Source organism: Kribbella antibiotica (assembly GCF_004349055.1).
Lineage (GTDB): Bacteria > Actinomycetota > Actinomycetes > Propionibacteriales > Kribbellaceae > Kribbella > Kribbella antibiotica.
Window position 1 is genome coordinate 1 of the sequence record NZ_SMKX01000202.1, and the last position, 13,678, is coordinate 13,678.

Below are 13,678 nucleotides of genomic sequence, written 5' to 3' on the forward strand. Positions count from 1 at the left end.
GAAGATGAGGTTCGCGCCCAAAGGTGGGTCGCCGTGCTCGAAAGTGGCGGGCGTGCCTTTCGAGCACGCCCGCGACCTTCGAGCACGCCCGCGCCTTTCAAGCACGCCAACCCACCTTTGAGCACGCCAGCCATCTTTGAGCCCCCACCAACCATCCATCGCCCGAAAAAATGGTCGATAGCTTCTCAAAGTGCACCCGGGGTGGCTGGTAGGTGCCCAAAGACACGCCGACCCACCTTTGGGCACGAACCCCGTCTTTGGGCACGAGCCTCATCTTTGAGCCCCCATCAACCATCTCCCCGGCCAAAAAACGGTTGGTGGGTTCTCAAAGTGCGCCCGGGGTCCCAAAGTGCCCCTGGGTGCCCAAAGGCACGCCCGCCACTTTCGAGCACGGCGACCCACCTTTGGGCGCGAACCTCATCTTTGGGCCCCTACCAACCATTCCCTGACCCGAAAAGTGGTTGGTGGGTTCTCAAAGTTGGTACGGCGGGGGTGCGCGGGGCGAGGAGTGTCGCGGAGTGCGGGCGGGGCGTTACGGAGAGTGGCTGAATTGGCCGGAAGGGCGGCGGATTGGTGGGGTCGAACAGGTATTTCAAGCGGGTTCTCGAGACTCCGTAGTCCGTAGCGATCCAGAGGTGTGAGGGGCGGGATGAGCGGGAAGAACACGGAATTCAGAGAAATCTGAGCATTTCTCGGAATTAGACGAGCTGAGGCCTCTGATTCAAACGATCGTTTGAACTATGCTGAGCGCAGGTCACGGCCCGTGAGCAGGTGGGGTGCCTGCGCGAGTGGTGGCTGGGGGGAAGGAGAACTCTGTGGAGACACCGGTCGAATCGACCCGGGAACGATTGCTCAACGTCGCCGAACAGCGGTTCGGCGAAGGAGGATACGAGGGGACCTCGCTGCGCGCGATCACGGTCGCGGCCGCGGCGAACATCGCGGCGGTCAACTATCACTTCGGTTCCAAGGAAGCGTTGCTGCGCGCGGCGGTGGCGCGCGCGATGGCGCCGGTCAACACCGAACGCAGGCGTCGGCTCGATCAGCTGGAGGCCGCCGGGACACCGTCGGCCGAGCAGCTGATCCGTGCCTTCGTCGAGCCGGGGCTGGATCTGGTTCTGCGCCGTGGGGAGCGCGGAGCGGTGGTGGCGCGGTTCATCGGACGGATCGCGTTCGACCCGAGCCAGCGCATCCGCGAGCTGTACGTCGCGGAGTCGGATCCGATCGAGGCGCGGTATCTGGCCGCGCTGCGGCTGGCGCTGCCGCACTCGGCGCCCGAAGCGGTCGCGTTCGGCTATGTGAACATGCTCGGCCTGCTGGCTCTGCACCAGTCGCAGGCGCTCACGCCGGCACCTGGTGGGGTCGAGCTCGAGGACCCCGGGAAGCTCGCCGAAAACCTCATCGCGTTCCTGGTGGCGGCGTTCGATCGGGGTCTGCGGGCCTGAAGTCAGGCCGCCACGGGGAGTGATCATTTGTCCGGAGAATGTTCATGGATGTTCGGACTACCGGGTAACGCTGCATAATGGCGCTCCGTGGACCCCAGTGAAGTCGTGGTTGCCGTCGATCTCGGTGGAACCCGGATGAAGTGCGGCCTGGTCGCCGCAGACGGTGCAGTACTGCATCGGGAGACCAGGCCGACTCCCCGGACCGCCGGGGGTCGCGCTGTGCTCGACACACTGCTGGAAACCGTCGTGGAGCTCAGCCAGAAGGCGACTGCGGACGGTCACCGCGTGCGGGCGATCGGTGTGGTGGTGCCTGGCATCATCGACGCCGAGACCGGCACGGTCGTGGCCGAGAACCTGGCCTGGTCCGGTACGCCGGTCCGAGCCGAGCTGATCGCTGCCGTCGGTGACGACGACGTGCCGATCGTGCTGGCTCACGACGTACGGGCCGGTGGGTACGCCGAGCTGCGCCAAGGAGCGCTCACCGGGACCACCAACTCACTCTTCCTGCCGCTGGGTACCGGGATCGCCGCCGCCATGGTGGTCGACGGCCGGCTGGTCAGCGGCGACGGGTACGCCGGCGAGCTCGGCCACACTCGCTTCATCCACGGCGAGACGGCCGAGCTGTGCGCCTGCGGTCAGTGGGGCTGCCTCGAAACAGTCGCCTCGGCCGCAGCGATCGCCCGCCGGTACGCCGCTCGCGCAGGCCGCGTCGTGGACGGCTCCCGCGAAGTGATGGAGCTGCTCGCCGCCGGTGACGAGATCGCCGCGCAGGTCTGGCAGGACGCGCTGACCGTCCTGATCGAAGCGCTCGTCCTCTACACCACCCTGCTGGCGCCGACGCGGATCGCGATCGGCGGCGGGCTGGTCGGCGCGGGCGAGACGCTGCTGCAGCCGTTGCGCGACGGGGTGCACGCACGCCTGACATTCCAGCGCGAGCCGGAGATCGTGGCCGCCGTGCTGGGGGAGGAAGCCGGCTGCCTCGGCGCCGCGCTGTATGCCTGGGATCGAGTCACAAGCGAGGAGCAGTCGTAAATGACGACCTATCGGGTGGGACGCCTGGTCACGCCGGACGACGTACTGGAAGCCGCGTGGATCCAGGTCGTCGATCAGGACATCCTGGCCTACGGCCGCCGCTCGGACGGGATGCCGGCCGACGGCAAACGCCCTGAGGATCTCGGCGACGTGACCGTGGTCCCCGGGTTCGTCGACATCCACACGCACGGTGGCGGCGGATCGTCGTACTCCACGACTGATCCCGAGGAAGCGCGCAAGGTCGCGGCCTTCCACGCCAAGCACGGTACGACGACCACCATGGCGAGCCTGGTCACCGGACCGCTCGACCTGCTGGTCTCGCAGACGGCCTGCCTGGCCGACCTGGTCACCGACGGCATCATCAACGGCGTGCACCTCGAAGGACCGTTCCTGTCGGAGGCTCGCTGCGGTGCTCACGAGCCGACGTTGCTGCGCGACCCGGTTGCGGATGACGTGGCCAAGGTGCTGAGCGACGCCGTACGGATGGTGACGATCGCACCGGAGCTGGAGCACGGCCTGGACGCGATCCGCCAGGTGGTCGACGCCGGCGCTGTGGCCGCGCTCGGGCACACGGATGCGACGTACGAGCAGATGATCGCGGGTGCCGACGCAGGCGCCACGGTTGCGACGCATCTCTTCAACGGGATGCGGCCCTTCCACCACCGCGACCCTGGTCCGGTGGGTGCTGCGATCAACGACGAGCGGTTGCTGCTTGAGGTGATCAACGACGGACTGCACCTGGATCCGCAGGTCGTGCGGGTCGCGCTGGCCGCAGCCGGCGTGCACCGGATCGCACTCATCACGGACGCGATGGAAGCGACCGGGATGGGCAACGGGAGCTACAAGATCGGCAATCTCGAGGTCGACGTCAAGGACGGGCTGGCCACGCTCGCGAAACCCCCACATTCGATTGCCGGCAGCACCTTGACCATGGATGTTGCCTTCCGCAACGCCGTCAAGGCCGGGACCTCGCTCGTCGACGCATCCCGGATGGCCTCGACAACCCCCGCGCAAGCCTTCGGCTGGTACGACGTCGGCGCGATCGAGACGGGTCGTCGGGCGGACCTCGTCCTGCTGGATGATGAGTACACCGTCCAGAAGGTAATGCGGGCCGGCGCATGGCTGGATTAATCGGCACGGTCACTCTCAACTTAGCGCTCGATGTCACGTATGACGTTCCTGAGCTGGTAGTTGGCGGTAGCCACCGGGTCGGCGCTGTGCGCTCTAGGGCTGGCGGCAAGGGCGTGAACGTCGCGAGGGTTGCGGCCACACTCGGGCATCAGGTGCTCGTGCTCGGCTTCGTCGGTGGCGTCACTGGTGAAGCCGTTGCGGCTGAACTGTTCGATGCCGGGCTGACCGCGTTGCTGACGCCGATCGCGGGGGAGACCCGACGAACCGTTGCCATCGTCAACGGTGTCGACGGTGATGCGACGATCTTCAATGAAGCCGGTCCGGCGATCACGGCCGACGAGTGGCGCGCGTTCGGCGACCGGATGCCGTGGGGACGCCTTGGTGTGCTGGCTTGTTCGGGCAGCATCCCTCCTGGGTTGCCCGCGGATGCTTACGCCGAGATCGCAGTCCGGGCGCGGCATCACGACGTACTGAGTGTGATCGACGCCGGTGGGGACGCGCTGATCGCGGCCGCGCAGGCTGGTGCTGTGGTTCGCGCCAACGCCGCCGAGCTGCGGGAAGCCGTTGGTGACGCCACGGTTGAAGACGGCGCCCGGGAGCTTGTCGCCCGCGGGGCATCGGCGGCAGTCATCACCGACGGAGCTCGCGGGATGGTTGCTGCCAGCAACAAGGGTGTCTGGCGTGCGCTGCCCGTCGAGCGCGTCAGCGGAAACCCAACGGGAGCAGGTGATGCCTGTACGGCGGTTGTCGCGGCCGCGGTGGCGGAATCGTCCGATCCTGACTGGTCCGTCGTACTGAAGTCTGCTGTTGCCGCCTCCGCTGCCGCCGTGCTGACACCGGTTGCCGGAGACATCGACCTCGCCGCCTATCGCCGGTGGCAACCTCAAGTTTCTGTGGAATAGGAGCAATCATGCCGTTGGTTTCCGGAGCCGAGGTTGTACTGGCCGCCGCCAAAGCAGGGCGCGGAGTCGGCGCCTTCAATGTCATTCAGCTGGAGCACGCCATCGCGCTGATCGCCGGTGCTGAGCAGGCCGGTACACCGGTCGTGCTGCAGATCAGCGAGAACGCGGTCAAGTACCACGGCTCGCTCAAGCCGATCGGCGTTGCCACCCTGGCCGCCGCGGCCGACGCGAGCGTCCCGGTGGTCGTCCACCTCGACCACGCGATGGACCGCGACCTCGTCACCGAGGCCGTCCAGCTGGGCTTCACCTCAGTGATGTACGACGCCTCGAAACTCGAGTACGCCGACAATGTCGCCGCGACCACTGAGGTCACCAAGTTCTGCCACGACCACGGCGTCTTCGTCGAGGCCGAGATCGGCGAGGTCGGCGGCAAGGACGGCGTGCACGCCCCCGGCGCCCGCACCCGCCCCGACGAAGCAGTCGCCTTCGCCGAGGCCACCGGTGTCGACGCCCTGGCTGTTGCCGTCGGCTCCTCGCATGCGATGACCGAGCGCACCGCCTCGCTCGACTTCGCGCTCATTGCCGAGCTGCACGCAGCGGTCGCCGTACCGCTGGTCCTGCATGGTTCTTCGGGTGTTGCCGACCCCGATCTGACCCGCGCTGTCGAGGCAGGCATGACCAAGGTCAACATCGCCACCCACCTCAACAACGTCTTCACCGCCTCGGTCCGGCAGACCCTGACGGACAACCCGTCCCTCGTCGACACCCGCAAGTACCTGGGTCCGGCCCGAGACGCAGTCGCTGCCGAGGTCGCACGCCTGCTCGGCCTGCTGAAGGCCTGATGCCGGACCGCCCCCACTCATCAACGGTGCTCGGCTGGTGCGGTTCACGCTCGGGGGCGGCTGCTTGGGCCGTCGATCTGGAGGTTAGTGAGTGGGGGAGATCCGCCCGTACCAGCAGAAGGTCGCCGCGGCGATGACGGCCGGTGACTGACGTACCTCAGCCAGGCCTCGCGCGGCGTCTCGGTCTGACCGACGCCGTGGCGATCGGCGTCGGGTCGATGGTCGGCGCCGGGGTGTTCGCGGTCTGGCAGCCTGCCGCGCAGGCCGCTGGCTCCGGGCTGCTGATCGGGTTGCTGCTCGCTGCGGTCGTCGCCTACTGCAACGCCATGTCGTCCGCCCAGCTCGCAGCCGTCTATCCGGTTGCCGGTGGCACCTATGTGTACGGCCGGGAGCGGTTGGGTGAGTGGTGGGGATTCGCGGCTGGCTGGTGTTTCGTCATCGGCAAGACCGCGTCGTGCGCCGCGATGGCGCTGACCTTCGCCACGTACGCCGTACCGGTGGATGGATGGGCTCGGCGGCTGCTTGCGCTGCTGGCGGTGGCGGTCCTCGCGGCGGTGAACTACCGCGGTGTGACCAGGACGGCTCGCCTGACGAAGATCCTCGTCACCTGCAGTCTGCTCGTGCTGACGCTCGTCGTGGTGCTGCTCGGCGCCGGCGGCGCGTCCAGGGATGTGCCGCCCATCACGGAGACCTCCGTGCATGGAGTTCTGCAGGCAGCGGGGCTGTTGTTCTTCGCCTTCGCCGGATATGCGCGGATCGCGACGATGGGGGAGGAGGTGCGCGAGCCCGCGCGCACCATCCCGCGGGCGATCACGATCGCCCTGACCATTGCGATCGTGGTGTACCTGCTCGTCGGCCTATCGCTGCTGCGAGTCGTCGACCCCGCAGTCAGTGCCGCGCCGCTGGACGCCGGCGTTGATGCCGCCGGAGCGCACTGGGCGGTTCCTGTGGTCAGAGTCGGTGCTGCGTTGGCCAGCCTCGGCGCCCTGCTGGCGCTCATCACCGGCATCGGCCGGACCACCTTGGCGATGGCCCGCAACCGGGACCTGCCCGGTTGGCTGGCTGCCGTCCATCCGCGGTACCAGGTCCCGCACCGGGCGGAGGTCGCGCTCGCCGCCGTCGTCGGAGTCCTGGTCCTCACCACCGATCTTCGGGGCGTGATCGGCTTCTCTTCGTTCGGCGTCTTGCTGTACTACGCCATCGCCAACGCCTCGGCGTTCACCCAACCAGCCGACCAACGTCGCTGGCCCCGAGCCATCAACGTGGTCGGCCTGGTGGGTTGCCTCGGTCTCGCGGTCACCTTGCCCTGGCGGTCGGCCAGCGCGGCCGCCGTACTGCTGGGCTTGGCTCTTCTTGTTCGGAAGCTCAGGACAGGTCGCGCCGGATCCGCCAGAAGCTGAAGCCGGTCAGGGCGAGGGCCAGGAGGAAGAACAAGCCGAACTCTCGCCACTGCAGCGCCCAGAACTTGTCGGCGCTGAAGTACCGGACGTGCTGGGTGTAGCCCTCGGCGGCCAGGCGCTGGAAGCAGGCTTCGGCTTTCGTCGAGGTCTCCTGCCGGTTCGGTCCGTTCGGCTCGCAGTCGATCGCCCATTGCGGCAAGGTGGCGACCTTGCCGGATTTGTCGACGGTTTCGTCGGTCAGCTTCCAGCCGCCAACAGCATTGATCGCCACCTCGATCGCCTTGATCTGTGCGTCTGGACCGGGTCCGCTGATCATGAAGCCGCGAAGGTTGTCCGCGGAGGCGACGATGTTCTGGTCGGTCGGCGCCATCAGGTGCGGCCGGATCAGCGACGGCGCGAGCACCTGGATCAGGATCACCGCGGCCAGCGTGATCGCGAGAGCGACGAGAGTCCGCCGTACGGCGAGGCCGACGGCGACCCCGAGTGCGAACGCGAAGACCGCGTACCCGATCGGGACCAGCCCGCGACCGGAGAAGGTGACCGGGAACATTCGCGGCAGGTAGAAGTTCGACTCCTGGCCCGCGTTGATCGCTTTGTCGATCGGGCTCGACCACCAGGTCACGGCCAGGCTGAGCGCTCCGGTCAGAGCGATCGTGCCGAGACCGCCGATGCCGACCTTCGTGGCCAGCCAGCGCCATCGCGAGATGCTCTGCCCCCACGCCAGTCGATGCGTGCCGGTCTCCAGTTCCCGCGCGATCAACGGTGCACCCCAAAAGGCGCCGATGATCGGCGGTACGGCGTACAGGAGTGCGAGCCCGACTTGGTAGAGCACCGGATTGAGCCGGGCGAACCCGAGGTTCTTGATGAAGTTGTCAGCGAACGCCCGGTAGTCGTCGGCCAGCCCGGGCCCGGTCGCAGCCAGTACGACGGCGGCCGCGAGCACGACCCCGGCGATCACGAGGAACTGGACGCGGAACTGCCGCCAGGTCAGCCAGATCATCGCTGCACCTCCAGAACGGGACGTTCCGGCTGGACCTCACGGCCCATGTAGGCCAGGACCAAGTCCTCGAGCGTCAACTGCGTGACAGACCAGGCAGGATCGAGAATCGGCCGCTCGGTGCGCACCAGGAACGTGGACTGCCGGTCGGTGTGGCTCTCGGTCACGACGTACTGATCGCTGGGCAGTTCCTTCGCCGTACGACGGGGGCCGGTGAGCCGGTGGTGTGTCGCCAGCAGGCTGTCGATCTCGCCACTGACCTGAACCCGCGAATCGACCAGTACGACCAAGTAGTCGCACGAGCGCTCGACATCGGAAACGAGGTGCGACGACAGCACGACGCTGAGCTCCTGCTCGGCCACTGCCTCCATCAGGTCTTGCAGAAACTCTCTGCGGGCCAAGGGATCGAGCGCGGCCACTGGCTCGTCGAGGATGAGTAGCTCGGGTCGCTTGGCCAGACCGAGCGTGAGTGCCAACTGGGCTCGCTGACCGCCGGACAACTTCCCGGCCCGCTGCTTCGGATCCAGCCTGAGCCGCTGGATCCGTTGCTGGGCAAGGGATTCGTCCCACTGCGGATTGAGCCGGGCGCCGAGCTTGAGGTGGTCGGCGACGCTGAGTCGGCTGTAGGTCGGTGTGTCCTGAGCGACATACCCCACCTTCGCCTGCTGAGTGCCGGCCGGTTCACCGAGCACCTCGACCGATCCGCTGGTCGGCGTGAGCATTCCTACCGACAGGTTGAGCAACGTGCTCTTACCCGCACCGTTCGGCCCGACCAGCCCGACGACATGCCCCGACGGGACCTCGAGATTGCAGTCAGTCAGCGCCCATCGGCGGCCGTACTTCTTGCCCAGGCCGTGAGCCTGCAGCGCCGCGGTCACGCTATGTCCTCGTGTGCGGCGGCCCGAAAGGTGTTGATGAACAACGCCTCGATGCTCTCGTCGTCCAGCCCGGCCTTGCGGGCTTTGCCGAGCCAGCGCCGCAGGTCCTGGCGCAGCGGGCCGTGGGCGGCGAGCGTGTTGTCGGTCAGGGTGCGCGTCACGAAGGTGCCGCGGCCGGGCTTGGCCTGCACCAGGCCCTCGTGCTCAAGCTCGCGGTAGGCCTTGAGTACCGTGTTCGGGTTGATCGCCAGCGCCGCGACCACGTCCTTCACGGTCGGTAGCTGGTCCCCCTCCCGCAGCAGGCCGAGCCGGAGCGCATTGCGCACCTGCTGAACGATCTGCTGGTACGGCGACACCCCCGACCGCCCGTCCAGATGGAACTCGATCATCTCCAACCCCATTCATCTAGTTACCTAGTACTATAGGGGTATGAAGTTCGGGCCGGTCAAGCCTTGCCGGTCAGCTTTTGATGGCGTCGTACCGCCGCAGCGACTCGAGACGGGCCTCGGCGTGGTCGACGATCGGCTCGGGATAGCCGTCCGCACCGCCGTGTTTCCACGGTTCGTGGGCGGCCTTGCCCGGGAGATCGCGCAGCTCGGGGATCCAGCGGCGGACGTACTCGCCGGCCGGGTCGAACTTGATGCCTTGGGTGATCGGGTTGAAGATCCGGAAGTACGGCGACGCGTCCGCACCACAGCCGGCGACCCATTGCCAGTTGAGTGAGTTCGACGCGAGATCGCCGTCGTACAGGGACTGCATGAACCAGCGGGCGCCGTACTTCCAGTGCACGTGCAGGTCCTTGATCAGGAACGAAGCGACGACCATGCGGACCCGGTTGTGCATGAAGCCTGATCCGGCCAGTTCACGCATCCCGGCGTCGACGAACGGGAACCCGGTCCGGCCCTGCTGCCAGGCTTCGAGTTGGTCGCCAGGTTCGTCGTACTCCATCTTCTCGAACTCGCTGCGCAACGGCTTCCACGCGGCTTGCGGGTTGCGGGCCAGCAGGTCAGCGCAGAACTCGCGCCAAGCGAGCTCGCGGCGGTAGGACTCTGTGCCTGCGCAGCGCTTCTGGGCGAGGTCGGCGAGCATTGTGCGAGGGTGGATCTCGCCCCACTTCAACGGGATCGACATCCGCGAGGTGCTGTCGAGATCGGGCCGGTCGCGCACGTCGTCGTACTCGGAGACGTCGTCGAGATAGGCCTGCCAGTGCTTCCGGGTCGCGTCTTCGCCAGCTCTCTCAACCTCGCCGGCTGGTAGGTCCTCGCTCTCGGCCTTGACCCACTGCACGTCCTTCGGTGCCTCAACTGGTTGCCGCCACCCGTGCTCCAGCCAGGCCCGGAAGTATGGCGTGAACACCTGATACGGCCGGTCCTGCTGGTTGAAGATGCGTCCGGGAGCAATCGCGTACGGCGAACCGGTCGTCACCAGCGGACACTTCAATGCGGCTTCAACTTCTTGATCACGAGCTTGTCCGTACGGCGCATAGTCCGCGCTGATGTGCACACTCGCCGCGCCGATCTCGTTCGCCAGCGCGGGGATCACGGCGACCGGATCACCGCTGCGGATGACGAGCCGGCCGCCCATGGCTTTCGAGAGGGCGCGCAGTGAGGTGGCCAGGTGTTCACGCCTCGGATCGCCGGATCGCTTCCATAACAAGGGATCGACGACGAACACCCCAAGAACCTTCCCGTCACCTGCCTGCACGGCGTCCAGAAGGGCTGGGTTGTCGGTCAGTCGCAGGTCGCGACGGAACCACATCATTGCTGTCACATCGGGCATCTTCGGCCAGTACCCGTGGCAATTCGGGAAGACTTGCCCTGATAAGCGAGAATGGTTGTCGTGAGCGAGCTGATCGATACCACGGAGATGTACCTGCGGACCGTCTACGAACTTGAGGAAGAAGGCATCCTGCCGCTGCGCGCGCGGATCGCCGAACGCCTGCACCAGTCCGGGCCGACGGTCAGTCAGACGGTCGCCCGGATGGAGCGCGACGGTCTCGTCACGGTCGAGGGTGACCGCCACCTCGAGCTCACCGCTGTCGGCCGCAAGCAGGCCGTGCGCGTGATGCGCAAGCACCGGCTGGCCGAGCGGCTGCTGGTCGACGTGATCGGGCTCGAGTGGGAGGACGTGCACGCCGAGGCCTGCCGCTGGGAGCACGTGATGAGCGACGCGGTCGAGCTGCGGCTGCTGAAGATCCTCGACAACCCGACCGAGTCGCCGTACGGGAACCCGATTCCGGGCCTGGAGGAGTTGCTCACCGGCGGTCAGGCTTCCGGGATCGAGGACTTCCGGATCGGCGTCGAGCCGCTGGACAAGGTCCTGGACCAGGCGACCGGGCAGACCGTGCGGGTCCTGGTCCGGCGGATCGCCGAGCCGGTGCAGACCGACGACAAGGCGATGTCCGTCCTGCGGAAGGCCGGTGCCCTGCCGGGCCGCGAGGTCGACTCGGCGCTGGACGCCGAGGGCGTCCTGGTCGGCAGCCGCGAAGCCGGTGGTGTGATCAGCGACGAGACCGCCGGTCACATCTTCGTCAGCCTGGTCTGAGCGCTCGGCTGAGGTCAGAGGAACGTTAACGCTGAGCACTCGATGCGGTACGACGAGTGCTCAGCGGGTACCGTCTCGCTGAAATGTCCGAAAACGTCATCGACTGGCCCGAGTACCTGCGGGAGTTCCACACCGCGGCTCCGGGCAGCACCGAAGCCCTGTTGTCCCGCGCCACCGCCGGCGACCATACGCCGTACCGATGGCTGGTCCGTGCCGTCTCCGGCGAGGCCCGGCGCGTCCTAGACCTCGCCTGCGGCAACGGCCCGGTCGCCCGGGAGCTGTACGGGCGGTGGGTGGTTGGGGTCGACAACAACGCCGCTCAGCTCGCCGGCGCACCCGGTCCGAAGGTCCAGGCCGACGCCTTGCACCTGCCGTTCGCGAACGAGGTCTTCGACGTCGTCACGTGCTCGATGGGGCTGATGGTGCTCCAGCCGCTGCCCGACGTACTGGCTGAGGCTGCGCGCGTGCTGCGCCGCGGGGGAGTGCTCGCCGCGATCGTTCCCGCCGTGCGGCCGCTGCGGCGCGGTGACATTCGGACGCTGAGCGGGCTGACGACGCGACTGCGCTCGACGCCGCAGTTCCCGGCCGGTGGCGAGATCACCGAGCTGAAGGACAAGCTGCGGCACGCTGGGTTCAACGTGATGGAGAGCCAGCGCGAGCGGTATGTCTACACGATCCGCAGTGCGGACGACGCCCGTCGGCTGGTGAACGCGCTCTACCTGCCCGGTACGCCGGACGCCCGCCGCGAGACCGCCAGTGAGTGGCTCGCGGACCGCGCCGAGTCCAAGGACGGGCTCGAGGTGGCGATCCCGATCCGCCGGATTACCGCAATGCGTGGAATGGCAGCTCTCGCGGGTTGACCGTCTGCTGAGTCAGGCACCGTGGGGCAGTAGCGTGTGCTTGTGGGTGCTGCGCTGAGCTGGTCCGTACGGACCCTGGATCGGGCGCTCGACGGTGAGACGGTTTACCGCGAGCTGCTGGCCGCTGAGCCGGTCGCGTTCTGGCTCGACGGCAGCCTGACCGACCGCGCCGCCCGCCGCATCTCCGTCCTCGGGACGGGTTCCGAGGTACTGGTGCGCTCCGTTGCCGATGGCGACGTTTTCGCTGAGCTCTCGGCGCTGCTCGCTGGCCGGTCTGGCGAGCCCCCGGCTGTGCTGGACGGGTATTTCAGCGGCGGCTATGTCGGCTACTTCGGTTACGAGCTGAAGGCACTCACCGGCGGTACGGCGGCCCATGTCGCCGCGACTCCGGATGCGTTGTGGATCTGGGCGGACCGCTTTGTCGTGATCGACCACGATCGCGACCTGACGTTCTTGGTCGCCGTGAATGTCGGGGATGAGTGGCTGGACCGCGCCGAGCGGGCTGCCGCCGACTGGTCGATGACCGGTGTGACTCGACCGGCGATCGCGGACCTCGACCTGGAAGCACATCTTGAGCTCGACAGGCCGTCGTACCTGGCTGCTGTCGAACGCTGCATGACCGCGCTCGAAGCCGGCGAGACCTACGAGGTCTGTCTGACGAACCGCGTCCGGCTCCCACCGGTCCCCGACCCGTTCGGCTTCTTCTGCTGGCAGCGCGCCACGAACCCAGCGCCGTACGCGGCCTTCCTCCGGTACGGCGACCTGGCCGTGGCGAGCTCGTCGCCGGAGCGATTCCTGACCGTGGACGCGGACGGCTGGGCCGAATGCCGCCCGATCAAGGGGACGGCACCGCGCGACCTCGATCCGTTCGAGGATCAGTTGGCGGCGAAGGCGCTGGCCGAGGACGAGAAGACCCGCGCCGAGAACCTGATGATCGTCGACCTGATCCGCAACGACCTCGGCCGAGTCAGCGAACCCGGCTCCGTGCAGGTCCCGCAGCTCATGCAGGTCGAGACGTATCGGACGGTGCACCAGTTGGTGACCACGGTGCGTGGGCGGCTCCGGTCTGACGTCTCTGTTCTTGATGCTGTCCGGGCGTGTTTTCCGCCGGGCTCGATGACGGGGGCGCCGAAGATCCGCACGATGGAGCTGCTGGACGAGTTGGAGCTCAGTGCGCGGGGGGTCTATTCGGGGGCGCTGGGTTATCTGACGGTGGACGGTCGCGCTGACCTCAGCGTGGTGATCCGGACCGCAGTGCTGACCCCGGACGAAACGGTGATCGGCGCCGGGGGAGCGATCGTGCTCGACTCCACGCCGGCCGCCGAATACGACGAAATGGTGCTCAAGGCAACGGCCACGGTCGGCGCCGATTCTCTCGGGGCTAGTTAGTTAGGGGTGGAGATGGGATTGCAGGTAGCGGATTCGTTCCTGGTCAGCGATGGCGCGGTGCGGGGGATCGGCTTACACCGCGCCCGATTCGTCGGTTCGTGCGCAGCGGCCGGTGTCGACGCAGCGCCGTACTGGGACCAGCAGGTAAGCCGTCTCCCCGGCTTCGGCCGCTGGTTCCCCCGCTTCGAACTCCACGACACTGGTGAACTCGCCGTCCAACGCCGCCCAGCCCCCACCACCGGCGGCCGAGTCCGAGTAGCC

The 13,678-nt window shown here is 67.4% G+C and carries 13 protein-coding genes and 1 pseudogene; 10 read left to right on the plus strand and 4 right to left on the minus strand.

Features of this window, described 5'->3' with window-relative positions:
• Positions 1 to 815: 815 nt before the first annotated feature.
• From E1263_RS38525 to E1263_RS38550, 6 genes are all read left to right on the plus strand, one after another.
• Positions 816 to 1,442: a TetR family transcriptional regulator gene (locus tag E1263_RS38525; RefSeq protein WP_132176731.1), complete on the plus strand. Its 627-nt coding sequence runs from the start codon at positions 816 to 818 to the stop codon at positions 1,440 to 1,442.
• An 87-nt stretch (positions 1,443 to 1,529) separates the two neighbouring features.
• Positions 1,530 to 2,474 carry an ROK family protein gene (locus E1263_RS38530; RefSeq protein WP_238161953.1) on the plus strand — a complete coding sequence of 315 codons (945 nt, stop codon included), beginning with the start codon at positions 1,530 to 1,532 and terminating at the stop codon, positions 2,472 to 2,474.
• On the plus strand, positions 2,475 to 3,605 hold the full coding sequence (gene nagA / locus E1263_RS38535; RefSeq protein WP_132176733.1) for an N-acetylglucosamine-6-phosphate deacetylase: 1,131 nt from the start codon (positions 2,475 to 2,477) through the stop codon (positions 3,603 to 3,605).
• The gene (locus E1263_RS38540) at positions 3,593 to 4,507 is read left to right on the plus strand and encodes a 1-phosphofructokinase family hexose kinase (protein ID WP_132176735.1); all 915 of its coding nucleotides are present in this window, start codon (positions 3,593 to 3,595) and stop codon (positions 4,505 to 4,507) included. The genes nagA and E1263_RS38540 overlap by 13 nt, the downstream gene beginning before the upstream one ends.
• Positions 4,508 to 4,515: 8 nt before the next feature.
• Positions 4,516 to 5,349 carry a class II fructose-bisphosphate aldolase gene (locus E1263_RS38545; protein WP_132176737.1) on the plus strand — a complete coding sequence of 278 codons (834 nt, stop codon included), beginning with the start codon at positions 4,516 to 4,518 and terminating at the stop codon, positions 5,347 to 5,349.
• Positions 5,350 to 5,492: 143 nt separating this feature from the next.
• Complete coding sequence (locus tag E1263_RS38550) at positions 5,493 to 6,749, plus strand: APC family permease (protein ID WP_238161954.1); 1,257 nt, start codon at positions 5,493 to 5,495, stop codon at positions 6,747 to 6,749.
• Here the strand turns inward: E1263_RS38550 and E1263_RS38555 are convergent.
• The 4 genes from E1263_RS38555 to E1263_RS38570 all read right to left on the minus strand — a co-directional run bounded on the left by E1263_RS38555 (position 6,715) and on the right by E1263_RS38570 (position 10,403).
• On the minus strand, positions 6,715 to 7,749 hold the full coding sequence (locus E1263_RS38555; RefSeq protein ID WP_132176739.1) for an ABC-2 transporter permease: 1,035 nt from the start codon (positions 7,747 to 7,749) through the stop codon (positions 6,715 to 6,717). The two genes, E1263_RS38550 and E1263_RS38555, sit on opposite strands and share 35 nt — an antisense overlap.
• Positions 7,746 to 8,624: an ABC transporter ATP-binding protein gene (locus tag E1263_RS38560; protein WP_132176741.1), complete on the minus strand. Its 879-nt coding sequence runs from the start codon at positions 8,622 to 8,624 to the stop codon at positions 7,746 to 7,748. The genes E1263_RS38555 and E1263_RS38560 overlap by 4 nt, the downstream gene beginning before the upstream one ends.
• Positions 8,621 to 9,013, minus strand: a complete 393-nt coding sequence (locus E1263_RS38565) for a GntR family transcriptional regulator (RefSeq protein ID WP_165956897.1) — start codon at positions 9,011 to 9,013, stop codon at positions 8,621 to 8,623. Before E1263_RS38565 ends, E1263_RS38560 begins: the two co-directional genes overlap by 4 nt.
• A 70-nt stretch (positions 9,014 to 9,083) precedes the next feature.
• Complete coding sequence (locus E1263_RS38570) at positions 9,084 to 10,403, minus strand: cryptochrome/photolyase family protein (RefSeq protein WP_202869262.1); 1,320 nt, start codon at positions 10,401 to 10,403, stop codon at positions 9,084 to 9,086.
• Between the two features lie 51 nt (positions 10,404 to 10,454).
• On the opposite strand from E1263_RS38570, the gene E1263_RS38575 reads away from it, so the two are divergent.
• The 4 genes and pseudogenes from E1263_RS38575 to E1263_RS38590 all read left to right on the plus strand — a co-directional run.
• Positions 10,455 to 11,168: an iron-dependent transcriptional repressor DtxR gene (locus E1263_RS38575; protein WP_132176745.1), complete on the plus strand. Its 714-nt coding sequence runs from the start codon at positions 10,455 to 10,457 to the stop codon at positions 11,166 to 11,168.
• Positions 11,169 to 11,251: 83 nt separating this feature from the next.
• Positions 11,252 to 12,028 carry a class I SAM-dependent methyltransferase gene (locus E1263_RS38580; protein WP_132176747.1) on the plus strand — a complete coding sequence of 259 codons (777 nt, stop codon included), beginning with the start codon at positions 11,252 to 11,254 and terminating at the stop codon, positions 12,026 to 12,028.
• A gap of 42 nt (positions 12,029 to 12,070) precedes the next feature.
• Positions 12,071 to 13,417, plus strand: a complete 1,347-nt coding sequence (gene pabB / locus E1263_RS38585; RefSeq protein ID WP_202869263.1) for an aminodeoxychorismate synthase component I — start codon at positions 12,071 to 12,073, stop codon at positions 13,415 to 13,417.
• Between the two features lie 12 nt (positions 13,418 to 13,429).
• Positions 13,430 to 13,678 (plus strand): annotated as a pseudogene (locus tag E1263_RS38590) (aminotransferase class IV); the annotation flags it as partial.